Below are 22754 nucleotides of genomic sequence, written 5' to 3' on the forward strand. Positions count from 1 at the left end.
CGACCGACAACCCCCTCGGAAGCCGGGCCAGAGGATTCGTCCCCGCCCCGGCGAGCGGCGCGAGAAGGAGTCCCGGTATGAGCGCCCCCACTGCCCCCGTCCATCCCGCCCTGCACACCGCGCTGTGCGACCTGGTCGGCGTCCGCTACCCGATCGTGCAGACCGGCATGGGGTATGTCTCCGGCCCGGAACTGACGGCTGCCACCGCCGCGGCCGGCGGGCTCGGCATCCTGGCCAGTGCGACGCTCTCCCTCGACGAGACCCGGGACGCCGTCCGTGCCGTCCGGGAGCGCACCGACGCGCCGTTCGGTGTGAACATGCGCGGCGACTCCCCCGACGTCCTGGAGCGCGGCGCCCTCCTGGTGCGCGAGGGCGTGAGAATCGCGTCCTTCGCCCTCGCGCCCCGTGAACGCGTCGTCCGCGAGCTGAAGGACTCCGGGCTCGTGGTCATCCCGTCCGTCGGTGCCCGCCGCCACGCCGAGAAGGTCCAGGCGTGGGGCGTGGACGCCGTCGTCGTCCAGGGCGGTGAGGGGGGCGGCCACACCGGGGGCGTACCCACCTCGATCCTGCTCCCGCAGGTAGTGGACGCCGTCGACATCCCGGTCATCGCGGCCGGCGGGTTCCGCGACGGGCGGGGGCTGGTGGCCGCGCTCGCCCAGGGTGCCGTCGGCATCGCGATGGGCACCCGGTTCCTGCTGACCAGCGACAGCACCGTGCGCGACTCGGTCAAGGCCGAGTACCTCGGGCGGGGCGTCGCCGACACCGTCGTCACCCCGGTCCTCGACGGCATCCCCCAGCGCGTACTGCGGACCGAGGCGGTGGAACGGCTGCTGAGGGAACGGGCGCCCGCGCGACTCGTCCGCTCACTGCGGCACGCCGTCGCGTTCCGGAAGGTCTCCGGCACCCCGTGGTCCGCGCTGGTCCGCGAGGGACTGGCGATGCGCCGCAGTCATGAACTGGGCTGGTCCCAGGTGGTGATGGCGGCCAACACCCCGATGATGCTGCGCGCCGCCATGGTCGACGGGCGGACGGACCTCGGGACCCTCGCCTCCGGCCAGGTGGCGGGCGTGATCGACGACCTGCCCAGCTGCGCCGAACTCGTCGAACGCATCATCGCGGAGGCCGACGCCGTCCTCACCCGCCTGACCACCGCCGGAGCGAAACGGTGACCCCGGACGGCCGCCCAGCGATCCGGCCCCGCGACACAGGAGGTCCCATGGGCACGGAAATCATCGAAACAGCCGTCGACGCGCATGGCATCGCCGAGGTCGTCGTCGACTGTCCGCCGGTCAACGCCCTGCCGGTGGCGGGCTGGTACCAGCTGGCGGAGACGGTCGAGCGACTTGGCCGCGACCCGGATGTGCGGGTGGTGCTGCTGCGTGCCGAGGGGCGCGGTTTCAACGCCGGTGTGGACGTCAAGGAGTTGCAGGCCGACACCGGCCACGCGGCCGTCATCGGGGTGAACCGGGGCTGCTTCGCCGCGTTCGCCGCGGTCTACGACTGTGCGGTGCCGGTCGTCACCGCGGTCCAGGGCTTCTGTCTGGGCGGCGGGATCGGGCTGGTCGGCAACTCGGACGTGATCGTCGCGGCCGACGACGCGTACTTCGGGCTGCCCGAGGTGGACCGGGGCGCGCTGGGCGCCGCGACGCATCTGTCCCGTCTCGTCCCGCAGCACCGGGCCAGGGCGATGATGTACACCTGTGCGACCGCGACCGCCGCCGAACTGCACGCCTTCGGTTCGGTGTTGGACGTGGTCCCGGCCGTCCGGTTGCGGGGGCGGGCCCTGGAGGTCGCCGCCGAGATCGCCGGAAAGAACCCGGTGGTGATCCGCGCCGCCAAGGAAGCCTTCAACGGCATCGACCTGTGGGACGTCAAGCGCAGTTACCGCTACGAACAGGGCTTCACCTTCGAGATCAACCTCTCGGGTGTGGCCGCCGAGGTCCGCGACACCTTCGGCGGCCGTCCGGACGGGGAGCGGTGAGCCGTGGATCTCACGTGGAGTCCTGAGGAGGAGGCCTTCCGGCAGGAGGCGCGGGAGTGGCTCGCGGCGAACGTGCCCAAGCGCCCGCTGCCTTCCGGTGACACCCGTGGGGGGTTCGCCGCCCATCTGGAGTGGGAGCGGGCACTGTTCGAAGCCCGCTGGTCGGTCGTGTCCTGGCCCGAGGCGTACGGCGGCCGGGACGCGTCACTGTGGCAGTGGCTGGTGTTCGAGGACGAGTACCACCGGGCCGGGGCGCCCGCCAGGGTCACTCAGAACGGCATCTTCCTGCTGGCCCCGACCGTGTTCGCGTTCGGTACGGAGGAGCAGCGGCGGCGCGTTCTGCCGAGGATGGCCGCCGCGCAGGATCTGTGGGCGCAGGGCTGGTCCGAGCCGGGCGCGGGCAGCGACCTCGCCGGCATCCGCAGCCGGGCGGTCCGCGACGAGGGGGCCGGGGGCTGGCGGCTGACCGGCCAGAAGACCTGGACGACCCGCGGCGCCTTCTGCACACACCTGTTCGGCCTCTTCCGCACGGACCCGGCCGCGGAGCGCCACCGCGGCCTCACCTACTTCCTCGTCTCCCTGGACGCACCCGGTGTGACGGTCCGCGGCTTCGAACGCCTCGACGGCGACGAGGGGTTCGCCGAGGTCTTCCTCGACGACGTCCTCGTGCCCGACGCCGATGTGCTCGGCGGGGTCGGGGAAGGCTGGCGGGTGGCGATGGCGACTACCGGGTCCGAGCGCGGGCTGACCCTGCGCTCCCCCGGCCGCTTCCTGCACACGGCCGACCGTCTGCTCGATCTGGCGCGGGCGGCCGGGCCGAGGACACATCGGGACCGGGTCGTGCAGTCGTGGATCGAGGCCCAGGCCTATGAGTTGTTCACCCTGGAACAGGTGACCTCGATCGTCGAGGGCCGGCAGATCGGCGCCGAGTCCAGCCTGAACAAGCTGTTCTGGTCCCAGCTCGACATCGCGCTGCACGAGACGGCCGCCGACCTGCTCGGTGCCGAGGCCGAGGTCGACGGTCCCTGGAGCCGGGGGTTCCTCTTCTCGTTGGCCGGCCCCATCTACGCCGGGACCAACGAGATCCAGCGCAACATCGTCGCCGAGCGGCTGCTCGGCCTGCCGAGGAGGTGACCGGAAGCGATGCGCTTCGCCGTGACCGAACGGGACGCGGCTCTCGCCGAGGCCGCCGGTGAGGTGCTGGCCAAGCAGGCCGGCGCCGAGCAGATCCGGGCCGGGTGGCCGGGTGGCCGCACCGAGATTGTCGACGCCGTGTGGCGCACCCTGGCCGGAGTAGGTGTCGCCGGCGCGCTGGTCGCCGAGGGAGCCGACGGCCTCGGCCTCGACGAGAACGCGCTTCCGCCGTTGATGGAGGCTCTGGGCCGCTGTGGCCTGCCGGTCCCCGCCGCCGAGACGGTGGCCGTGGGCGCCCCTCTGCTCGCCGCCGCGGGCGCGCCCCAACTCCCGTCCGTCATCGGGGGATCGGCGCTGCTCACGGTGTCTCTCACTCCCGCTGCTCCGGTCCCCTTCGCCGCGCGCGCCGAGTTGATCGCCGTAGCTGACAAGGAACAGCTGCGCCTGTACACGCGTGACGAGGTGGAGACCGAGCCCGTCGAATCGGTCGACGGCTCACGGCAGTTGGCCCTGGTCCGGGTGCCGGCGGGCGGTGGGCTGTTGCTGGCCGAGGGGCCCGCCGAGTTGGCCGTCGCCTACCGGCGCGGGGTGCTGGCCACGGCCGCCCTGCTGGTCGGGCTCTCCGGGCGGATGCTCGAAATGACCGTGGCGCATGTCCGGGAGCGGCACCAGTTCGGCGTACCGGTCGGTTCGTTCCAGGCGGTCAAGCACGCCCTGGCCGATGTGGAGCTGGCGGTGCGGTTCGCCCGGCCGGCGGTCCTCGCGGCGGGCTGGGCCCAGGCGGCCCGGGATCCGGAGGCCGCCGTACGGACATCGATGGCGAAGGTACTCGCCTCGGAGGCGGCCAGGCAGGCGGCCCGTACGGCGATCCAGTGCCACGGTGCCATGGGGTACACCACCGAGTACGACCTCCATCTGTACGCGAAACGGGCCTGGGCGCTGGCCGCCGACTGGGGCGGGCCCGCCGAGCACCGGGAGTTCATCGCGCGCCGGCTGGGACTCGCCGGGGCGGCCGGCTATGTCGTTGAAGGGGCGGGAACGTGAGCGGAATCTGTCGGGACCGGGTCGTCGTCGTCACCGGAGGGGGGCAGGGTCTGGGGCGCGAGCACGCCCTCGCGCTGGCGGCCGAGGGAGCGCGGGTCGTGGTCAACGACCTGGGCGAGGCCGCGAAAGCCGTGGTCGAGGAGATCGAGGCCGCCGGGGGCACCGCTGTCGCCGACCTGGGCGACGTCAGCGACTGGGGTTACGCGGAGCGGCTGATCGGGCGGGCGGTCGACGAGTTCGGCGGGTTGCACGCGCTGGTGAACAACGCGGGCATCAACCGCGACCGGATGCTGGTCTCCATGACCGAGGCGGACTGGGACCTGGTCGTGAAGGTCGACCTCAAGGGGCATGCGGCACCGCTGCGGCACGCTGCCGCGTACTGGCGGGAGATGAGCAAACAGGGCAGGCCGGTCGACGCCAGGATCGTCAACACCAGCTCGGGTGCCGGGCTGTCGGGCAGTGTCGGCCAGGGCAACTACGGCGCCGCGAAGGCGGGTATCGCGGCGCTCACCGTGATCGCCGCCGCCGAACTGGCCCGGTACGGCGTCACCGTGAACGCGATCGCGCCCTCCGCCCGGACTCCGATGACCGAGGCGGTCGAGGCGTTCGCCGAGCAGATGCGGGCACCGGAGTCCGGCTTCGACGCCCCGCACCCCGGCAACGTCTCACCCCTGGTGGTGTGGCTGGCCTCCGCGGGGTCGGGCGACGTCACCGGCCGCGTCTTCGAGGTCGAGGGCGGCACGATCGGCCTCGCCGACGGCTGGCAGCACGGCCCCAGGCGGGTCCGCGACCGCCGCTGGACTCCCGCCGAGACAGGCCCGGCGGTACGCGAACTGCTCACCGAAGCACCCCCACCCACACCGGTGTACGGCACCTGAGCACGCGGCCCGGGGATACGCGGCCCGAACACTCACCCGTCGAGCGCCCCAAGGTGTCCGGGAGCCGGTGGTGCGGGGAGTTCCGTCGGCCCTCTGCGTCGCCCAGTAGACCGAACCGGCCTCCCCACCCGGTCCGCCGTTGGTGGGCCCGGCGGCCGAGCCGGCGAGCCGAAGTCACGCCGACCTCCGGCGCCCCCACAGCGTGGCCGCGTCAGCGGCCGGTGCGGATCAGCCCCGTCAGATAGCGCCACAGCGACGAACGCTGCCGTGCCGACGGGTCCGGGAGTTCCGTCTCGGCCGACGGGCCCGCCTGGTCGTACGCCAAGCGTCGCTCGGGCACCGGGGCGAGTTCGTACCGGACGGGCAGTGACCGCAGGCCGCGCATGAACGGCGAGGAGCGCCATGGCAGTTGGTCGACGGGGAGGGCGAGGTCCAGGTGGGAGAACCGCTCGAACAGCCGGCCCACGCCGACCGACGCCACCGTCGACGCGAGCTCACGCGCCGGGCACTGGCGTGGTCCGGCACCCCAGGACAGATGCGCCCGGGTGCTGACCGTGGTGCTCGGACACACGTTCTCGGCGAAGAGGGGGTCGGCGTGCGCCGCGGCGGAGGAGACCCACACCGGGTCGCCCGCGCGGATCGTGTAGTTGCCCAGCACGGCGTCCCTGGCAGCGAAGCGGGGCACGAAGTTGACCAGCGGCGGCTTGCGCATGACGACCCGGTTCATCGTCTCCCGGACCATCCCGGCGGACAGACTGGCCCGTACCCCGCCCTCGCCCGAGATGACCTCGACCACCGTGTTGGAGACGAGGATGCCGACGTGGTCGGAGGTCATGCCCAGCAGCATGAACAGCTCGCGGGCCAGTTCGTCGAGCGAGAGCCCCGGGTGCGCGGCAATCAGGTACGAGGGGAAGTCGTCCCCGGGCTTGTCCAGTTTCACCGCCGCGAGTTCGGCCAGTGTCGCGAGCAGCCGCTCCAGAGCGGGCTCCGCGTCGGGGCCGGCGTCCAGCACCCGCCACATGTCCATCAGCGCGTCGTCGCCCTGCGAACCGGGGAAGCCCAGCAGGCGGCTGGCGACCATCAGCGGCAGGGGCCGGGAGAACTGGGCGGACAGATCCGCGAGGCCCGTACCGCCGCCCTGGCCCATCAGGCTGATCAGTTCGTCGGCGTATGCGGTGACGGCCCTCTTGAGCCCCTTCGCCTGCGGGTGGGCCGGATCCTGGAACGGTTTCAGCGCCACGTCCCACGCCGCCCGCAGCGGCCGGTAGCCGGGGCCGCCCTGGATCAGCACATGGTTGACCTCGAGGGACGGTCCGAGCGGCCAGTCGGACGGCACTCTGCCCTCCGAGCGGGCCCGCCACTTCTCAAGTCCCTTCGGCCAGCCGTCGTCGTCCTGGAGTACCTGGAGCGACTCCTTGTAGCCCAGGACCAGCCAGGCGGGCACGCCCAGCAGGTCGACCGGTGCGACCGGGCCGTGCCGCTGCCGCAGCCGTTCGTACACGAGCGCCGGACGCGTCTCGTAGTCCCTGGTCAGCAGCGGTTCAGGGGTCATCTCCTCCAGCCGTGTGTCGTCCAGGTCCACGGATCCGCCGTCGCCCCACTGGGATTTCATCTACGCGCCGCCCCTCCAACACTCCCCGTACCGGCTTACGTTCAGCCGGTAGTTGGAAACGGTGGGGACCCTACCGCAGGGGGTACGGCAGAGTGACGACGGGGGCGCAACTCACAGGTACGGCCGCGCCGACGACACCGTCCACGTGGCCTCCGCGGGGTCTCCACATCGCCTCCACGCGCGGGTTCTCAGGCAGCCGTGTATCCGAGCTGGCGCCGCATGTACGGGGTCAGGAGGGTCTTGGCCTTGGCCAGGGTGGCGGTACGGCCCCCGAGAACCGCGGTCTCGCCGCCTGGCACGGGCACCATGGTCACTCCGTCGGCAGGGCCGAACGGCACGACGAGCGGGGTGCGGTGGATCGGGCGGTAGAAGCGCGGACGCCTGCGATGTTTGCCCGAACTCTGAAGGTAGGCACGGATGTTGTGGACGGCGAGGTCCGCCTGGGCGAGGGCGACAGGAGTGATCTTGAGTTCGCTGACGTCGTTCACGTCGCCGACCGCGAACACGTCCGGCCGTCCCTCGACCCGGAGGGTGCGGTCGACCCGCACATGACCGGAGTCGTTCAGCCAGTCGCTGTGGCCGGCCATGCGCAGCCAGAACGTGTTGGGGGTGGTGCCCGTGGCCCAGAAGGAGCGGTCGGCCTCGATGACATGGCCGCGGGCATCGCGGTAGGTGCCGAAGTCGTTGCCGGGCGACATGAAGGAGTCGAGCCGGACGTCCACGTCGTGGGACTCCAGCCAGGCACGGGCCCTTTTCCCGGCGCGTTCGCTGCCCGTGGCGTGGAGCAGCGCCGGCCCCGAGTGGGCGAGGGTGACCCGGGCGTCGGGCCGGGCCAGGCGGATCTCGGCGGCGAGTTCGACGCCGGAGGGCCCGCCGCCGACGACGAGGAGATGATCCGCGGCGGCGATGCTCCGCTGGTGCTCGGCGAACGACTGGGCCGCCTCCTCGACGGTCGTGCCGGCGAACCGGGCCGGTTCCGGGTAGTCGGCGCCGGTGGCGATCACCACCACGTCGTACGGGAGGCGTTCACCCGAGGCCAGGACAACCTGCCGCTCGGCGGTGTCGATACGGACCGCCTTGCCCACGGCGATGCGGCCGTTGCGCAGCAACCGGTCGTACGGGATGAACGGAGTGACCGTCCATTCGGGGTGCACTCCCGCCCGCAGGGAGGCAATACGGTGGAAGAAGACGTCCTTGCGGTCCACCAGCGTGACCCGCGCCGTCTCGTCCAGTCGTCGCGCCAGCCGTACGCCCGCGTAGCCGCCGCCGATCACCACTACGTCGCCTTCGCGCACGTCGCGTCTCCTGTGCCTGTGGGGGGAACCGAGCACCGGGGCGTGGGGGCCGTCGGCCACTCGACTGACGCCGAGCCTAGCGCTTGAAACTTAAAGAGCTGATGAACTTCGGTGTGCATTCTGTGAAGTGACGGCGCGGACGACTGCTCTCGCGCCGCCCACCTCCAACTCGCCGTACCGGGCGGCGCAGGGGCGGCACGGTCGGGCACCGGCCATCGTCGCCCGCCGATCCGGCGTAAGTCCGGCATAAGTATGGTGATCCCGTGAAGGCGCTGTTGTTGCCCAGCGAGCAGAAAGGTTCAACCAGGTGAGCTCCAGGATCCAACCGACCGCGCAGGTCGACGAGACGGCCACGATCGGCGACGGGACGACGGTCTGGGATCTGGCCCAGATACGCGAGGACGCCCGGCTGGGCACCGGGTGCATCGTGGGCCGGGGAGCGTATGTCGGCCCGGGGGTGCGGATCGGCGACAACGTGAAACTCCAGAACTACGCGCTGGTCTACGAGCCCGCGGTGCTCGGCGACGGGGTGTTCGTCGGCCCGGCGGCGGTCTTCACCAACGACTACTTCCCGCGCTCGGTGGACCCGGAGGGCCGGCTGAAGCGCGGTGGCGACTGGGAGGCCGTCGCGGTGGTCGTCGACGAGGGGGCGTCGCTGGGGGCCCGTTCGGTGTGTGTGGCGCCGGTGCGCATCGGGCGCTGGGCGCTGGTCGCGGCGGGCGCCGTGGTGACCCGGGACGTGCCCGACTTCGCGCTCGTGGTCGGCGTACCGGCGCGGAGGATCGGCTGGGTCGGCCGGGCCGGCGTACGGCTCGGCGAGCGGGAAGGCGAGCCGGGCGTGTGGGAGTGCCCCGAAACGAGCGCGCTGTACGACGAGAAGGACGGCGAACTCGTCGAGCGCGCGTAACTTTTCAGTCCCACAAATCGCAAATCTTCGAACATCTACAGGCATAACATGTGTGCGAAGTATGCGGAGCACGCACAATGAGCACACTGACCAGTGCCCAGGGGGGGTTACCGGGTGGATACGCCTGTGCCAAAAGCGAGGAGCGACAACCGCTCCGGCGCCGCATGGCTGATTTCTGACGCCTGACGCCTGATTTCTGACGCCTGGCGTCCGAATCTCCGGCGTCCGACGTCCGTTCGTCCGACGTTTGCTTCCGCCGCGTGCCCATCCGTGCCGCGGCGGTCACCAGTCTGTTCACCACAGGACCCACAGGGGGGTTGGTGTGCCCAAACCATGACCACAACACGTCTGGCAGCGCTCGGTCGTGAGGAACCGCCGCTGCTCGCGCTGGCCCAACGCCTCCTCACCGTCGCCGAGGCAGGCCTTCCGTCGATGCTGCTTCCTGGCGGCGAGGCCTTCGTCTTCACCATGGCCGGGCGGGAAACCCCCGGCGGCTCCTGGACCCTGGAGCGGCGCGGGACCAGTACCCGGTACGCGGCCATCACCGTGCTGGGCGCCCAGTTCCTCCCCGAGGACCGCCAGCGCGCGGTGCTCGGCGGGCACACGGCCCAGGAGTTCACGGGGCTGCTGGTCCAGTCACTGCCCACGGTGACCAACCTCGGCGACGCCGCGCTGATCGCCTGGGCCGCCGCCGAGACCGACCATCCCAAACTGTCCGACGCCCTCGCGCGGCTGGACGCCCTGGACGACGAGGGCCGGCCGCAGTACACCGTCGAGGCGGCGTGGGTGCTGTCCGCGCTCGCGGCGGCTCGGCACACGATGGATGTGGAGCAACGTTTCTCCGCAGCCCGGGACCGCCTTCTGCGGGCCCGCATCGGGGACAGTCCGCTCTTCCCGCACGCCACCGGGCCCGGCCTGGTGCCCTGGTACCGGTCGCACGTGAGCTGCTTCGCCGACCAGACGTACCCACTCCAGGCCCTGGCCCGCGCACACGCCAGCGGCGACGGTGCCGGCGATCCCGAGGCACTGGCCGCCTCCGAGGCGTGCGCCGCCCGTATCTGCGAACTGCAGGGCGACGGCGGGCAGTGGTGGTGGCACTACGACGCGCGCACCGGCGGTGTCGTGGAGGGCTACCCGGTCTACAGCGTCCACCAGCACGCGATGGCGCCGACCGCCCTGTTCGATCTGACCGACGCCGGCGGCAGCGACTTCGGCGCGGCGATCCGCAAGGGCCTGCGCTGGATGACGGACGTGCCCGAACTGGCCGCCGGGAACGAGGAGCCGATGATCCTCGACGAGCTCGGCGTCACCTGGCGCAAGGTCTACCGGGGCGACCCGAAGAAGGCGGTGCGCGCCGCCCGGGGACTCGGCACCCGAGTCGCTCCGAACCTCCGGCTCAAAGCCCTGGACCGGGTGTACCAGCCCGTCTCCGTGGACCGCGAATGCCGGCCGTACGAATTCGGCTGGATGCTCCACGCCTGGCTGGGGAGACGAATATGAGCGAGCGCCGGACCCTGTTCGGGGTCGAGCTGGACCCGCTGACCATGGACGAGACCGTCGAGCGCTGCCTCGAAGCCGTCCGTGACGACAGACAGTTGGAGATCGGCGTCGTCAACGCCGCGAAACTGGTGAACATGCGGCGCGACCAGCGGCTCGCCGACGCCGTGTCCGGCTGCGATCTCGTCGTCGCCGACGGACAGGCCGTGGTCTGGGCCGGCCGGGTGCTGCGCGCCCCGCTGCCGGAACGGGTCGCCGGTATCGACCTGTTCCTGCGGCTGCTGGCCGAGGCCGAGTCGGCGGGTATCTCCGTGTACTTCCTCGGCGCCAAGGAAGAGGTGCTGGAGGAGATGCTGCGCCGGGTGGCCGACCGCTTCCCCGGCCTGAAGGTGGCCGGCAGCCGCAACGGCTACTTCGACGACTCCCAGCAGGAAGCCATCGCCGGCGCGATCGCCGAGAGCGGCGCCCGGATGCTGTTCCTCGGCATGACCTCGCCGAAGAAGGAGATCTTCACCGCCGCTTACGGGATACGCACCGGCGCCCGCGTCGTGCACGGCGTCGGCGGCTCCTTCGACATCCTCGCGGGGATCACCAAGCGCGCCCCCGAGACCTGGCAGCGGCTGGGAGTCGAGTGGCTCTACCGCGCGCTGCAGGAGCCGCGCCGCCTGGGCCGGCGCTACCTCACCACCAATGCCGCCTTCGTCCTCATGACGGCCCGGGAGTTCATCCGGCCCACCCCGTCACCCGCTACCGCGAACAGGAGCCACTGATGCGCGTCGTCGTGGTCGGACAGGGATACGTCGGTCTGCCGCTGGCCATCCGAGCCGCCGAGGTCGGACACGAGGTGATCGGCTACGACGTCGACTCCCGGCGGATCAAGACCCTCGCCGCCGGTGAGTCGTTCGTCGAGGACGTGTCCTCCCAGCGGATCCGCGCGGCACTGGACAACGGCTCGTACCGCCCGAGCGAAGCGGCCCGCGACTGCGGCGGTTTCGACATGGCCGTGGTGACCGTCCCGACTCCTTTGCACGAGGGCACTCCCGACCTGCGCTACATCAGGGACTCGGCGGCCACCCTGGCCCGGTATCTGCGCCCCGGAGCGACCGTCGTCCTGGAGTCGACGACGTATCCCGGGACCACGCAGGAGCTGTTCGCGCCGATCCTGGAGGACGGCTCGGGCCTGACCGCGGGTACCGACTTCCACCTCGGGTACAGCCCGGAGCGGATCGACCCCGGAAACGCCGTCTGGGGCTTCAAGGAGACCCCGAAGGTCGTCTCCGGGGTCAACGAGGCCTCGCTCAAGGCCGTTCAGGACTTCTACGCGCAACTCGTCGACACCACCGTGCCGGTGAGCTCGCCGAAGGAGGCCGAACTCGCCAAGCTCCTGGAGAACACCTTCCGGCATGTGAACATCGCGCTGGTCAACGAGATCGCGATGTTCGCCCACCACCTGGACATCGACGTCTGGCAGGCCATCGACGCGGCCTCCACCAAGCCGTTCGGCTTCATGAAGTTCACGCCAGGACCGGGTGTCGGCGGCCACTGCCTGCCGATCGACCCCTCGTACCTGTCCTGGCGGGTACAGCGTGAACTCGGCCAGAGTTTCCGCTTCGTGGAGCTGGCCAACGACATCAACAACCACATGCCCGAGTACGTGGCGCGTCGGATCAGCGACCTCTTCAACGAGAGACGCCGTTCAGTGAACGGCTCACGCATCCTGCTGCTCGGCCTCGCGTACAAGAAGAACACCAGTGACGCCCGCGAGTCGCCGGCCCTGCGCATCTCCCAGCTCCTGCTCGACATGGGGGCGCAGGTCAGGGCCGCGGACCCGCACGTGGTCGAGAGTCTGCCGGTGGACAGCCGCCTGGTGCGGGTCGAACTGACCCCGGACGAGCTGACGGCCGCCGATGTGGTGGTCCTGCTCACCGACCACGACAGCTTCGACTACGAACTCGTGGCCGAACACGCCCCCTTTGTCCTCGACTGCCGCCGCCGGCTGTCGTCGGGACCCACGATCGAGGTGCTCTGAGCCATGCCGCGCATCGTCTGCGTCGCCGGGGCGCGCCCCAACTACATGAAGATCAAACCGGTGATGGACGCCCTGGAGAGCCGGGGCGCCGAGGTCGTCCTCGTCCACACCGGCCAGCACTACGACCCGGCCATGAACGACGTGTTCTTCGCCGACCTCGGCATCCGTCCGCCCGACCGCTTCCTCGGGGTCGGTTCGGGCAGCCACGCCGAGCAGACCGGCCGCGTGATGACCGCGTTCGAGCCGCTCCTCGACGAGGTGTCCCCGGACATCGTCGTGGTGGTCGGGGACATCAACTCCACCCTGGCCTGCGCCCTGGTCACCGCGAAGGCCGGGCCGCTGCTCGCCCATGTCGAGTCGGGTCTGCGCAGCCGCGACTGGAGCATGCCGGAGGAGGTCAACCGCGTCGCCACCGACCGGGTCAGCGACTATCTGCTGGCCCCCTCCCCCGACGCCGCCGAGAACCTGCGCGCGGAGGGTTACCGGGACGACCAGATCCACCTGGTCGGCAACGTCATGATCGACACGTTGCTGGCCAACCTGGAGCGGGCCAGGGCCTCGTCCGTCCTGGACGAATACGGCCTGGCCAAGGGCGAGTACGGCCTCGTCACCCTGCACCGCCCGGCCAATGTGGACGACCCCGAGGTGCTCACCGGGCTGCTGAAGGCCCTCGGGGAGATCGCCGGGCGTCTTCCGCTCGTGCTGCCCGTGCATCCGCGCGCCTCGCGGCGGCTGGCCGAGATCGGCGTCCCCGGGGGCATCCGGCTCGTACCGCCCGCCGGATACCTGGACTTCATCGCCCTCCAGGACTCCGCTCGCGTCGTGCTGACCGACTCCGGTGGCATCCAGGAGGAGACCACCGCGCTGGGCGTGTCCTGTGTGACTCTGCGGGACAACACCGAGCGGCCCATCACCGTCGAGCAGGGCACCAATGTGCTGGCGGGCCGGGATCCGGCGCGGATCGTGTCCACCGTGAACGGGGTACTGGACGCTCCGCCCGCGCCGCGCAGACCCGAACTGTGGGACGGCCACGCGAGCGACCGCATCGCGGACGTGCTGCTGGAGGGGGGCACCGCCAGCACGCGGCGGCGACCGACCGACCTGCCGAGAACCAAGGATCGAACGTTCCCCATATGATCCGCTTGAAACACATGCTCGTAGAACATTTGGCCGCAAGGGGGGACCACCATGGATCTCGCTGAGATCTTCCGGGTCATGCGCAGGCGTTGGTACGTCCTGCTGCCCGGACTGCTGCTGACCGCCGGTCTGGTGGCCGCCGTGGTGCTGGTGGTTCCGGTCACCTATCAGTCGCAGAGCACGGTGCAGCTTCTGAACTCCCCGAAGGCCACCGTCGCCTACGGCGGCAACCCCTTCCTGAGCACGCAGACCTCGCTCACCGGCATGGCCGACAGCCTTGCCCGCAACCTCAACTCCGACGACTCCGTCAGGGAACTCAAGTCCCGTGGCGCCACCGGTACGTTCGAGGCCAAGATCGCCGACAACGCCCAGGGGCCGCTCATGTGGCTCACGGTCACCGGCACCGGCAAGGCCTCCGTCCTGGCCTCGGACCGCATTCTGACCGCGTATGCCAAGGACCGGCTGGAGCAGTTCCAGAAGCAGCAGTCGGTCGAACCGAAGGCCATGATCCAGATGATGACGATCGTGGTCCCGCAGCCGCCGATGGCGCAGACCAAGACCCGGCTCGAGTACATGATCATGGCCGGGGGCGGGGGTCTGGTCCTGACCCTGGCCGCCTGTTTCTACGTGGAGGCACGCCGCCGGTCGCGTCCGCCGGTGCGGCCGGAAGAACCCGAGCAGCCGGCCGAAGTCCCCGAACCGGCCGCCGAACCCCGTGTCACCGCCCCTCGGCCGTCGGCCGAGGAGTCGCCCGCGGAACGGACCATCGCCCTGCGGACGCCGCCCGCCTGGGCACGGTCCGCCGTGAACAGTCCCCCCGCGGAGCCGAGGACGGGACGGACCGCCACGGTCGTGGCACCCGCCGCCGAGCCGCTCGACGAGGAGTCGACTCATGGACAGCGTCCGCACACCGGACAGCGAGACCGCTGAACCGAGCGACACCCCCGCTCCGGCCGCCGCCTCCCTGGGCGGCAAGGTCCGTTCCGCCGCGCGCTGGAGCCTGATCAACACCGTCGTGATGCGGCTGGGCAACTTCGCGACCGGCATCCTGCTGGCGCGGTTCGCCCTCGGGCCGGCGGAGTGGGGGGTCTACGGCATCTCCCAGACGGTACTGCTGGTCCTGCTGTCCGCGAACGAGTTGGGCGTGGGCCTGGCCATCGTGCGCTGGGAGGGCGACGCACGGCGGTTCGCGCCGACCGTGCTGACCCTCAGCGCCCTCTCCAGCGGCGTGCTGTACGTGGCGCTGTTCGCGGCGGCACCGACGGTGGCGGGCCTGCTCGGCTCGCCCGACGCCGCGGGCGTGCTCCGGGTGATGTGCCTGTGCGTGGTGATCGACGGGATCGCACAGGTACCGGCCGGCTTCCTCACCCGTGAGTTCGCCCAGGGCAAGCGGATGATCATCGACGGGCTCAACTTCGTGGCCAGCACCGCGGTGACGCTGCTGCTGGCCTTCGAGGGCTGGGGCGCGATGAGCTTCGCCTGGGGAGCCGTGGCGGGGAACGTCGTTGCGCTGATCGGATGCGGGCTGGCGGCCCCGGGCACCCTGAAGTTCGGCTGGGACCCCGGCCAGGCCCGGGCGCTGCTCAGGTTCGGGCTTCCGCTGGCGGGGGCGAGCATGCTGGCCCTCGCGGTGGTCAACGTCGACACCATGGTGGTGGGCGCGACGCTGGGCAACGTGGCTCTGGGCTTCTACGTGCTCGCCTTCAACATGTCCGGCTGGCCCGTGCGGATCATCTCCGAGGCCGCCCGCCGGGTCTCCTTCGCCGGGTTCTCCCGACTGGCCGACTCGCCACAGGCCCTCGCCCAGGGCTTCAGCCGCGCACTGGGTGTGGTCATCACCGGCACCGTCCCGCTCTGCGTCCTGCTCGCCTGTCTCGCCGAGCCGGCCATCGTGACCATCTACGGGGACCGGTGGGGGCCCGCCGCCGCGGCACTGCCCTGGCTGATGGTCCTCGGCCTGATCCGCATCGGCAGCGAACTCGCCTATGACTGTCTGGTCGCGATCGGACAGCGCCGGTCGCTCTTCCTGGTGCAGGGTCTGTGGCTGGCGGCCCTGGTCCCGGTACTGCTCGCCGCCGCCAAACTCAACGGCATCGTGGGCGTCTCACAGGCCCATGTCCTGGTCGCCGGCGGCCTGGTGGTGCCCGTGTTCCTGGTCGCCCTCCGCCGAGGCGGCATCGGTGTCGGCCGGGTCGCCCAGGCCTGCGCCTGGCCGTTCTTCGGCGGGGCCGTGATGGCCGGGATCGTCCTCGGTCTGCAGCGCCTGCTCGGCGACGGGCGGCTCGCCCTTGTCGCCATCAGCGCGATCGCCCTGGCCGGTTACACGCTGTGCGTCCTGCCCAGCCGTGACTTCCTGCGCGGTGGCGGCCGCGGCGACCGGCCCCACCGCGGCCGCCACCGGTCCCCCGCACCGGTCCGGCACACCCAGAAGGACATGAGGTGAACCCGATGTCACGGCGCATCAGCCGGAACTCGCTCGTGGGAGTGCTGCTCGCGGCCCTGCTGGCGGTCCTGGGCTCGGCCTGCTCGGGATCGGGCCGGTCCGTGTCGCAGGACTGCGCGAAGGACGGGCCGACCTGCCGTACGAGCGGATCCTCGGCGTCACCGAGCCCGGATCCGTCGGCCACGGTCGGCGAGGCGACGAGCAGCCCCACCGCCTCACCGTCCCCGACCGTGAAGCCCGCCCCGGCCAAGACGCCGGCCCCGACGAAGAAGCCCCCAGCGACGGCGGGCACCGGCGGTGTGTCCGGCGCACCCGTGGCCAGGACCAACTGTGCCTCGCCCGGCGACTGCGGCTTCCCCGACGCCGACACCACCGGTCCGCGCATCACCCTCAAGCCCAAAAAGACCGGCTACTGGGCGGTCCGTACCGACGGGCTCGTCATCCGGGGCTGGGACATCACCGGCACGCTCGACATCTACGCGAACAACGTCACCGTCATCGACACCAAGATCACCTCGGACAGCTGGTGGGGCGTCAACCTGCGCCCCGGATACAGCGGCCTGAAGGTCCTGCACTCCACCATCACGGCCGTACCCGGCAAGGGTCCGGACAACGGCGGCGTGGACTACGCGGTGTCGAACATGGGGGTCAGCTCCGTCGAGGTCGGCTGGTGCGACGTCTCGGTGTTCGGTGACGCCCTGTCCATGGGGCAGGGGAACCTGCACGACAACTACGTGCACGACATCGTTCCGTTCATCAACCTGGGCGGCGAGTGGCAGCACACCAACACGGTGATCAGCGGCGGCGGCAACACCGGGCACCTGATCATCCGCCACAACACCCTGCTGAACCCGACCAGCCTCAAGCAGGGTGCCTCGGGCAGCATCGGCCTCTTCGCCGACACCGGCGTGGTCCGCAACGTCACCGTGGACGACAACTGGATAGCCGGCGGCGCGTACGCCCTGTACGGCGGTGACACGGGTGCCACCGGGATCAGGGTCACCGACAACATCTTCTCCACGGAGTACCACCCCGGGTCCGGCGGCTACGGCGTGGTCGCCCACTGGAACGCGGGCGGCGCCGGAAACGTGTGGAGCAACAACCGGATGTCCGACGGCCGCCTGGTCAAGCCGGAGCCGTCGTCGTGAGCGGGGTCGTGCGCCGGATCGCACGGGCGCCCTGGACCCTGCTCAAGGCGCTGTTCGGCTGGCTGGTGCTCTTCGAGGTCAGGAACAAGGTCCTGTTGGCCCCCACCGCGGTGCGGCTGCGCCGGATCGAGGACGCCGAGACCCGGCGGCTGGCCGCCGGCCTGCCGTCGCCGCCCTCGGCGCTGGTCGCCACGGTGATCGCCACCCACCGACGCCCCGAGGCGCTGCGTGCGGCGGTGCGCTCGGCTCTGGACCAGACCGTTCGCGACCAGGTCGTCATCGTGGTCGACGACGGTGCCGGACTGCCCGAACTCCCCGACGACCCAAGGGTGTTCGCGGTCTCCCTGGCAGCCAACACCGGGGTCGCGGGAGTCGTGCGCAATGTGGGCATCCGCCTCAGCCGCTCGCGGTACGTGGCGTTCCTGGACGACGACAACCTGTGGGAACGCGACCATCTGGAACGGACTCTGGCGGTCCTGGAGTCCCCGGACGGGCCCGACGGCGTCTACACGGCACTGCGCCGCGTTCTGCCCGACGGCAGCGAGAGGGACGTCCTGTCGGTGCCCTACGACCGGCGCAGGGCGGCCCGCGAGTCCTTCCTGGACACCAACGCCTTCGTCGCCCGCCGAGATCGCTCCCTTCGCTTCAGCCGTCTGCGCCGGACACCGGAGGTGATGCCCCGCGAGGACTGGGAGCTGATCCACCGGTACGCGCGTGGGCACCGGGTGCTCCATGTGCCGCATCCCACCGTCCGATACCTGGTGAACCCGGCCAGCTTCTACACCCAGTGGTGACAGCGGGATGAATCGACCCTGCTCCGCCGACCGTTACTCCGTCGGCCATTACTCCGCCGACCGTTGCTCCTCTCCCGTTCCGAACACAGGTGGTTGATCCCATGCCCCGCTCCCGCGCCCTCAGGAACAAGTTCGTCGACGCGCCCGGCTCGCTGGGCGAACGGATGCGCGTCGCACGCTGGGAGCGGTTCCGGCGCTGCTTCCCCGGCATCGAGAACATGAGCGTCCTCGACCTGGGCGGAACGGCCGAGATGTGGCTGCGCGCACCGGTGCGCGCCAAGCACGTCCACCTGATCAACCTGGCGGAACACCCCGCCGAACTCCCGGACTGGATCACCGCGGAGGTCGCCGACGTCACCGACGAGGCGGTCGCTGCCGAGCTGAGCGCCAAGGGCGGTTACGACCTGGTGTTCTCCAACTCGACCATCGAGCACGTGGGCGGCCACAGCCAGCGCCGCAAGTTCGTCTCGGCCGTGGAGTCACTGGCGCCGCTGCACTGGATCCAGACGCCGTACCGCTACTTCCCCGTCGAGCCCCACTTCGTGGCGCCCGGCTTCCAGTTCCTGCCGCTGGCCGCCAGGGCCCGTCTCGTACGGCGCTGGCCCCTCGTCCACAGCCGCCCCGACAGCCCGGAGTCGGCGATGGACGCGGTGATCAACATCGAGCTGCTGACCCGCACCGAGATGCGCTACCTGTTCCCCAGGTCGGTGCTGCTCAGCGAGCGGGTGCTCGGTGCCCCGAAGTCACTCATAGCCGTCAGAACGGAGCCCGTATGCTCAACAACCTGATCAACAGACATGACGCGGACCGGTTACTGCGCAAGGTACGGCGATTAGAACTCGACCCGGTCCTGGCCAAGTTACGGGTGCGGGGCGGCGCGCGGGTGATCCAGCACTGGTCCCGCGTCGACCCGTCGCTGACCGAATGGTGGGCGATACCGGCGGTGGTCAGACGCTGGAACCTGCTGATGACCGGCGATCCCGACACCTCATTTCCCGAGTACGTGGCCGCCGAGCACTTCGCGCCACGCACCGGTCTGCGCGGCCTGTCCCTCGGGTGCGGCACCGGCGGCAACGAGCTTCTCTGGGCGAAGACCGGCGCCTTCTCCCTCCTGGCGGGCGTGGACGTGGCGCCGGAGCGCATCGACTTCGCCACCCGCGCCGCCGCCGAGCACGGTCTCGCCGACGTCCTGCGCTTCCGCGTCACCGACGTCAACCGGATGACCGCCGAAGGGGAACGCTACGACGTACTCCTCGGTCTCCAGTCGCTGCACCATTTCGACGACCTCGACGCCGGCCTGCCGAGGCTCTCCCAACTCATCGAACCCGACGGCATGTTCGTGGTCGACGAGTTCGTCGGCCCCACCCGGTTCCAGTGGACCGACGCTCAACTGGACGCCGCGAACGCCCTGTTGGCCCAGCTCCCCGAGGAGCGGCGGCGCCAGGCGGACGGCCGGATCAAGCGCCGTGTCGTGCGGCCCAGCAGCTGTCGATGGTGCTGGACGACCCCTCGGAGGCGGTCGACGCGGCGGCGCTGCTGCCGGGTCTGCGGCGCGAGTTCGACGTCGTCGAGGAACGGCCGTACGGGGGTACGTTGTTGCACCTCGCGTTCTCGGGGATCGCACACAACTTCCTTGACCAGGAGCCGGAGACGTTGGCTCTGCTGGAGCGGTGCTTTGCTTTGGAGGACGCAGTCCTCCCCGGCGTGGGGCATGACTTCGTCGCCATGGTGTGCCGGCCCCGGAGTTTTGCTGGCTAAGGGGGTGCCGGAGGGCGTTGTATGCCGGCTGCTGCGCCATCGTGGCTTGTCGCGCAGTTCCCCGCGCCCCTATTACGGGGCCGGTGTTTTATTTAGGGTGCCCGGGGTTGCCAGGGCCTTTGCCGCCGCTCGGGCTGCTGGGCGGCCCAGGGCTGCGCGGGAGGTCTCCCGGAGGAGGACGGCTGTGCGGAAGGCCGCCGTGGCGAGGGGGCCGTGGCGTTTGCGGTACAGGCGGACTCGGTTGACGGTGAGGATGGTCCAGAGGCGGGGCGACACCTGGGAGTCGCCGCCCAGGTGGACGGCCTCGGCTGTCGGCTCCAGCTGAGTGGCGTAGCCCAGGTCCCGCGCGCGCAGGCAGTACTCGGTCTCCTCCGAGTAGAGGAAGAAGGACTCGTCCCACCGGCCGCAGGCGGCCAGACAGTCCCCCGAGATGGCCATGAGCGCGCCAGTCGCCCAGTCCGCGCGCGTGGACCGCTGATACGCGGCGGGGTCGGTCACCAGCTCGCTCAGACGCGGGAAGCGTCCGGCGCGGGTGTTTCCGATCAGGGCCTCGCCGAGCGCCCGGGTCACGCTCGACTCGCGGCGCAGCGAGCGGTGAGGCGTGTCCCTGCCCTCTTCGTACAGAAGCGGTACGGCGATCCCGACACCCTCACCGAGACTGTCCATCAGGCGTTTGGCGCAGCCCTCCCGCATCCTGATGTCGGGGTTGCAGATGAGCACGGCCTCGTACTCCCCGGCCGCCCCCAGCGCCGCGTTGACCCCGGCCGCGTACCCGGCGTTGCGGCCGGTCTGGACGACGGTGGCGTCGGGGGCCAGTGTCCGGAGCACCTCGACGGTGTCGTCGGCGGAGTCGTTGTCGGCGACGACGAGCCGCCAGTCGAGGCCGGCCATGCCGTCGGGAAGCGCGGCGAGGAACCCGGGGAGCACCGAGGCGCTGTTCCAGGTGACGACGATGACGGCGACGGGACTCATCGGGACTCCGCGAGTTGGGGGACCTGGGCCTCGGATGCCTCACGGGGTGCGGGGACCGGGACGGCTTCGTCCGCCGCTGCCGCTGTCGCCGACTCGGCCGCCTCGCGGCGGATGAAGCCGAGGTAACTGCCGCCTGCGCCCAGGGTCAGGAAGAACATCCCGGCGTACATGGGGAAGCTGAGCGCGTCGAAGGTGGCGCTGATGACCAGGGCGACCAGCGCCGAGGCGAGGAACGCCTGTCCGAGTTCCCGGTCCGAGTCGTCGCGGGCGAGGCGGCGGATGGCGCCGCCGGTGTGTATCCCGGTGACGAACAGGGCGACCAGCGCGACGAGCCCCACGAAGCCCATCTCGGCCAGGGTCAGCATGTACTGGTTGTCGGTGAAGAAGTACAGGTCGGGGGTGAAGGTGCCGAAGCCACGTCCGAACCAGGGGTGTTCGTCGAGATAGGGGACGATCGCGCCGTACTTCACGGTGCGTGCCTGGGTACTGCTGTCGGAACCGGCGAAGAACGTGGCGAACAGGTTGGTGATGGTGCCGATCAGCCCGGGAATGATCACCTTGAAGCCGGCCACCGAACCCAGGATGATCCCGATCGCGGCCCAGCGACGACCCGGCTTCCAGCGGGGCACCATCACCAGGATCACGATGGCGGCGCCGATGATGGACGTCCTGGACACCGTCAGCGGAAGCGCGCCCGCCATGATCGCCACCGGGGCCCAGCGGCGCATCGCGCCCGCGTGACGGCGTACCGGATCGAACGCCTGGTGGACGGCGAAGGGGACCAGGATGGCCAGCATCCCGCCGAACTCCAGCGGATGGGCCGTGGTGGAGCGCGGGCGGGTGAACGAGCCGCGGTCCATGGCGCTGATCCCCGCGGTGCTGGACTGCAGGCCGGGGATGTGGATGGAGTCGGCGATGTTGGTCGCCGCGAAGAAGTCGTAGTAGCCGATCAGGGCGACGACCGTGCCCAGGACGACGAGCCGGCGCATCAGGGTCTCCAGCCGGCCGCGCTCCTGGATGCCGGCCGAGGCCAGCACCACCAGCGCCACCCACACGCCGAGTCCGATGAGCCCCCGGTCGGCCCCGAGGACCTCCTCGTGCGAGCTGTCGCGGCCGGCGTCCGCGAGGTACGACAGCAGCACGGCCACGGCGAGCAGGCACATCGCCACGCGCGGCAGCCTGGTGCCCTCGGCGGGCCGGATCCGGCCGCCGAGCCAGGTCGCGAGATACCAGAGAAGTCCCAGCAGGGCGAAGACGTTGGCCGGGGTGCCGACGCCCCCGAGCGCCGGCAGGGTGAGGTTGGACGGGACGAAGAAGGCCAGCACCAGATAGCCGGTGAGGATCGTCGTGGCGTCCAGCTTCCGCACCAGCAGGCCTCTGGGCGCCCGCTCGGGGGGCTGGGCGCGATGGCGCCGGGGCACGTAGCCGGCCGTGGCGCGACCGCGTCGGCGGACCACCGCGACGCCCTCGGCCAGGATGGACAGCAGGAACGCGCTGACCATCCCGACGATGAGCACCGACGCGATGTTCTGGTAGCGGGCCTTCGACTGCGAGACCGGTGTCTGCGGCAGCACGACCGGCGCGGCCTGCACGGAGTACTTCGCCGGCACCTTGGAGGCGGCCTGGAGGGCCTTCAGCTGCTCCCCGGTGAACCTGGTGAGGGTGGTGGTCTCCCGCAGCACCTTCGCCCGGTCGGTGCCGGTGACGCCCAGGGTGAGCAGCGGGCTGTCGGCCTCGGGCGCGAAGCCGACCGTGTACCGGTCGGTGACGCCCCGGGAGTGCAGTTCCTTGGCCGAGTCGCTCGACTGGAGTGTCCTGATGAGCACGTCGGCCGTGACGACCAGCGTGCCGCCCGCGTTCGATATGGGGTTGCCGAAGGTGGGTGCCAGATCGGCGACCGCCGTGGAGTCGAGCAGCGTGACGGAACTCTGCGACTCGTAGGACACCGGGATGGTCCGGTACAGATAGCCGCCCGCGAAAAGACTGAGCAGGGTGAGGGGCACCATGAAGTACCAACGCCTGCACATGATCGCCCAGATGTCGCCAAGGCTCATGACTTCTCCCCCAGGCCCCGTGCCGCGTGACCGGACGTCCGGGCTTCGGCCAAGCATAGGCCTCGTGATCT

The 22754-nt window shown here is 70.8% G+C and carries 20 protein-coding genes and 1 pseudogene; 17 read left to right on the top strand and 4 right to left on the bottom strand.

All coding sequences use genetic code 11. The features are described from left to right. Positions 1 to 77 precede the first annotated feature (77 nt). Genes QA861_RS27165 through QA861_RS27185 form a run of 5 tightly spaced genes read left to right on the top strand, consistent with a single transcriptional unit; the run spans position 78 to position 5037 of the window. Positions 78 to 1169: an NAD(P)H-dependent flavin oxidoreductase gene (locus QA861_RS27165; RefSeq protein ID WP_334591213.1), complete on the top strand. Its 1092-nt coding sequence runs from the start codon at positions 78 to 80 to the stop codon at positions 1167 to 1169. Positions 1170 to 1216: 47 nt separating this feature from the next. Continuing rightward, positions 1217 to 1981 carry an enoyl-CoA hydratase family protein gene (locus QA861_RS27170; protein ID WP_334591214.1) on the top strand — a complete coding sequence of 255 codons (765 nt, stop codon included), beginning with the start codon at positions 1217 to 1219 and terminating at the stop codon, positions 1979 to 1981. Between the two features lie 3 nt (positions 1982 to 1984). Further along, the gene (locus tag QA861_RS27175; RefSeq protein WP_334591215.1) at positions 1985 to 3115 is read left to right on the top strand and encodes an acyl-CoA dehydrogenase family protein; all 1131 of its coding nucleotides are present in this window, start codon (positions 1985 to 1987) and stop codon (positions 3113 to 3115) included. A 9-nt stretch (positions 3116 to 3124) separates the two neighbouring features. Then, positions 3125 to 4159, top strand: coding sequence for an acyl-CoA dehydrogenase family protein (locus QA861_RS27180; RefSeq protein WP_334591216.1), 1035 nt, complete (start codon positions 3125 to 3127; stop codon positions 4157 to 4159). Then, the gene (locus QA861_RS27185; protein ID WP_334591217.1) at positions 4156 to 5037 is read left to right on the top strand and encodes an SDR family oxidoreductase; all 882 of its coding nucleotides are present in this window, start codon (positions 4156 to 4158) and stop codon (positions 5035 to 5037) included. The genes QA861_RS27180 and QA861_RS27185 overlap by 4 nt, the downstream gene beginning before the upstream one ends. 211 nt (positions 5038 to 5248) lie before the next feature. On the opposite strand, the gene QA861_RS27190 is transcribed toward QA861_RS27185, so the two are convergent. Both QA861_RS27190 and QA861_RS27195 read right to left on the bottom strand, forming a co-directional pair. Next, entirely contained in the window at positions 5249 to 6649 is a 1401-nt protein-coding gene (locus tag QA861_RS27190) for a cytochrome P450 (protein WP_334591218.1), read from the bottom strand. Positions 6650 to 6837: 188 nt separating this feature from the next. Then, entirely contained in the window at positions 6838 to 7944 is a 1107-nt protein-coding gene (locus tag QA861_RS27195) for an NAD(P)/FAD-dependent oxidoreductase (protein WP_334591219.1), read from the bottom strand. A 307-nt stretch (positions 7945 to 8251) separates the two neighbouring features. Between QA861_RS27195 and QA861_RS27200 the strand changes: the two genes are divergently transcribed. The 12 genes and pseudogenes from QA861_RS27200 to QA861_RS27255 all read left to right on the top strand — a co-directional run bounded on the left by QA861_RS27200 (position 8252) and on the right by QA861_RS27255 (position 19657). Continuing rightward, on the top strand, positions 8252 to 8851 hold the full coding sequence (locus QA861_RS27200; RefSeq protein WP_334591220.1) for an acyltransferase: 600 nt from the start codon (positions 8252 to 8254) through the stop codon (positions 8849 to 8851). A gap of 333 nt (positions 8852 to 9184) precedes the next feature. Beyond that, positions 9185 to 10351: a hypothetical protein gene (locus QA861_RS27205; RefSeq protein WP_334591221.1), complete on the top strand. Its 1167-nt coding sequence runs from the start codon at positions 9185 to 9187 to the stop codon at positions 10349 to 10351. Further along, on the top strand, positions 10348 to 11118 hold the full coding sequence (locus QA861_RS27210) for a WecB/TagA/CpsF family glycosyltransferase (RefSeq protein WP_334591222.1): 771 nt from the start codon (positions 10348 to 10350) through the stop codon (positions 11116 to 11118). The genes QA861_RS27205 and QA861_RS27210 overlap by 4 nt, the downstream gene beginning before the upstream one ends. Next, positions 11118 to 12377 carry a nucleotide sugar dehydrogenase gene (locus QA861_RS27215; protein ID WP_334591223.1) on the top strand — a complete coding sequence of 420 codons (1260 nt, stop codon included), beginning with the start codon at positions 11118 to 11120 and terminating at the stop codon, positions 12375 to 12377. Before QA861_RS27210 ends, QA861_RS27215 begins: the two co-directional genes overlap by 1 nt. Positions 12378 to 12380: 3 nt before the next feature. Next, complete coding sequence (wecB, locus tag QA861_RS27220) at positions 12381 to 13514, top strand: non-hydrolyzing UDP-N-acetylglucosamine 2-epimerase (RefSeq protein WP_334591224.1); 1134 nt, start codon at positions 12381 to 12383, stop codon at positions 13512 to 13514. A 51-nt stretch (positions 13515 to 13565) separates the two neighbouring features. Beyond that, positions 13566 to 14444, top strand: coding sequence for a YveK family protein (locus QA861_RS27225; protein ID WP_334591225.1), 879 nt, complete (start codon positions 13566 to 13568; stop codon positions 14442 to 14444). Then, positions 14407 to 15957, top strand: coding sequence for a lipopolysaccharide biosynthesis protein (locus QA861_RS27230; RefSeq protein ID WP_334591226.1), 1551 nt, complete (start codon positions 14407 to 14409; stop codon positions 15955 to 15957). The genes QA861_RS27225 and QA861_RS27230 overlap by 38 nt, the downstream gene beginning before the upstream one ends. A 5-nt stretch (positions 15958 to 15962) precedes the next feature. Further along, positions 15963 to 17105 carry a right-handed parallel beta-helix repeat-containing protein gene (locus tag QA861_RS27235; protein ID WP_334591227.1) on the top strand — a complete coding sequence of 381 codons (1143 nt, stop codon included), beginning with the start codon at positions 15963 to 15965 and terminating at the stop codon, positions 17103 to 17105. Then, entirely contained in the window at positions 17102 to 17899 is a 798-nt protein-coding gene (locus QA861_RS27240) for a glycosyltransferase family 2 protein (protein WP_334591228.1), read from the top strand. Before QA861_RS27235 ends, QA861_RS27240 begins: the two co-directional genes overlap by 4 nt. Positions 17900 to 18000: 101 nt before the next feature. Next, positions 18001 to 18687: a class I SAM-dependent methyltransferase gene (locus QA861_RS27245; protein ID WP_334591229.1), complete on the top strand. Its 687-nt coding sequence runs from the start codon at positions 18001 to 18003 to the stop codon at positions 18685 to 18687. Positions 18688 to 18866: 179 nt separating this feature from the next. Continuing rightward, positions 18867 to 19244: pseudogene (locus tag QA861_RS47155) on the top strand (class I SAM-dependent methyltransferase); the annotation flags it as partial. 146 nt (positions 19245 to 19390) lie between these two features. After that, a complete protein-coding gene (locus QA861_RS27255) occupies positions 19391 to 19657 on the top strand; it encodes a hypothetical protein (protein ID WP_334591232.1) in 267 nt (88 codons plus the stop codon). A 72-nt stretch (positions 19658 to 19729) separates the two neighbouring features. Here QA861_RS27255 and QA861_RS27260 read toward each other — a convergent pair whose 3' ends face one another. Further along, on the bottom strand, positions 19730 to 20629 hold the full coding sequence (locus tag QA861_RS27260) for a glycosyltransferase family 2 protein (RefSeq protein ID WP_334591233.1): 900 nt from the start codon (positions 20627 to 20629) through the stop codon (positions 19730 to 19732). Further along, complete coding sequence (locus QA861_RS27265) at positions 20626 to 22683, bottom strand: O-antigen ligase family protein (protein WP_334591234.1); 2058 nt, start codon at positions 22681 to 22683, stop codon at positions 20626 to 20628. Before QA861_RS27265 ends, QA861_RS27260 begins: the two co-directional genes overlap by 4 nt. Between the last annotated feature and the right edge of the window lie 71 nt (positions 22684 to 22754).

This window comes from Streptomyces sp. B21-083 (genome assembly GCF_036898825.1).
Classification (GTDB): Bacteria; Actinomycetota; Actinomycetes; order Streptomycetales; family Streptomycetaceae; genus Streptomyces.

What these genes read in the sequence shown, in the direction of transcription:
- QA861_RS27165 (WP_334591213.1), top strand. Translation starts at nt 78, where the DNA reads ATGAGCGCCCCCACTGCCCCCGTCCATCCCGCCCTGCACACCGCGCTG.
- QA861_RS27170 (WP_334591214.1), top strand. Translation starts at nt 1,217, where the DNA reads ATGGGCACGGAAATCATCGAAACAGCCGTCGACGCGCATGGCATCGCC.
- QA861_RS27180 (WP_334591216.1), top strand. Translation starts at nt 3,125, where the DNA reads ATGCGCTTCGCCGTGACCGAACGGGACGCGGCTCTCGCCGAGGCCGCC.
- QA861_RS27190 (WP_334591218.1), bottom strand. Translation starts at nt 6,649, where the DNA reads ATGAAATCCCAGTGGGGCGACGGCGGATCCGTGGACCTGGACGACACA.
- QA861_RS27205 (WP_334591221.1), top strand. Translation starts at nt 9,185, where the DNA reads ATGACCACAACACGTCTGGCAGCGCTCGGTCGTGAGGAACCGCCGCTG.
- QA861_RS27210 (WP_334591222.1), top strand. Translation starts at nt 10,348, where the DNA reads ATGAGCGAGCGCCGGACCCTGTTCGGGGTCGAGCTGGACCCGCTGACC.
- QA861_RS27215 (WP_334591223.1), top strand. Translation starts at nt 11,118, where the DNA reads ATGCGCGTCGTCGTGGTCGGACAGGGATACGTCGGTCTGCCGCTGGCC.
- wecB (WP_334591224.1), top strand. Translation starts at nt 12,381, where the DNA reads ATGCCGCGCATCGTCTGCGTCGCCGGGGCGCGCCCCAACTACATGAAG.
- QA861_RS27225 (WP_334591225.1), top strand. Translation starts at nt 13,566, where the DNA reads ATGGATCTCGCTGAGATCTTCCGGGTCATGCGCAGGCGTTGGTACGTC.
- QA861_RS27230 (WP_334591226.1), top strand. Translation starts at nt 14,407, where the DNA reads ATGGACAGCGTCCGCACACCGGACAGCGAGACCGCTGAACCGAGCGAC.
- QA861_RS27235 (WP_334591227.1), top strand. Translation starts at nt 15,963, where the DNA reads ATGTCACGGCGCATCAGCCGGAACTCGCTCGTGGGAGTGCTGCTCGCG.
- QA861_RS27245 (WP_334591229.1), top strand. Translation starts at nt 18,001, where the DNA reads ATGCCCCGCTCCCGCGCCCTCAGGAACAAGTTCGTCGACGCGCCCGGC.
- QA861_RS27255 (WP_334591232.1), top strand. Translation starts at nt 19,391, where the DNA reads ATGGTGCTGGACGACCCCTCGGAGGCGGTCGACGCGGCGGCGCTGCTG.
- QA861_RS27260 (WP_334591233.1), bottom strand. Translation starts at nt 20,629, where the DNA reads ATGAGTCCCGTCGCCGTCATCGTCGTCACCTGGAACAGCGCCTCGGTG.
- QA861_RS27265 (WP_334591234.1), bottom strand. Translation starts at nt 22,683, where the DNA reads ATGAGCCTTGGCGACATCTGGGCGATCATGTGCAGGCGTTGGTACTTC.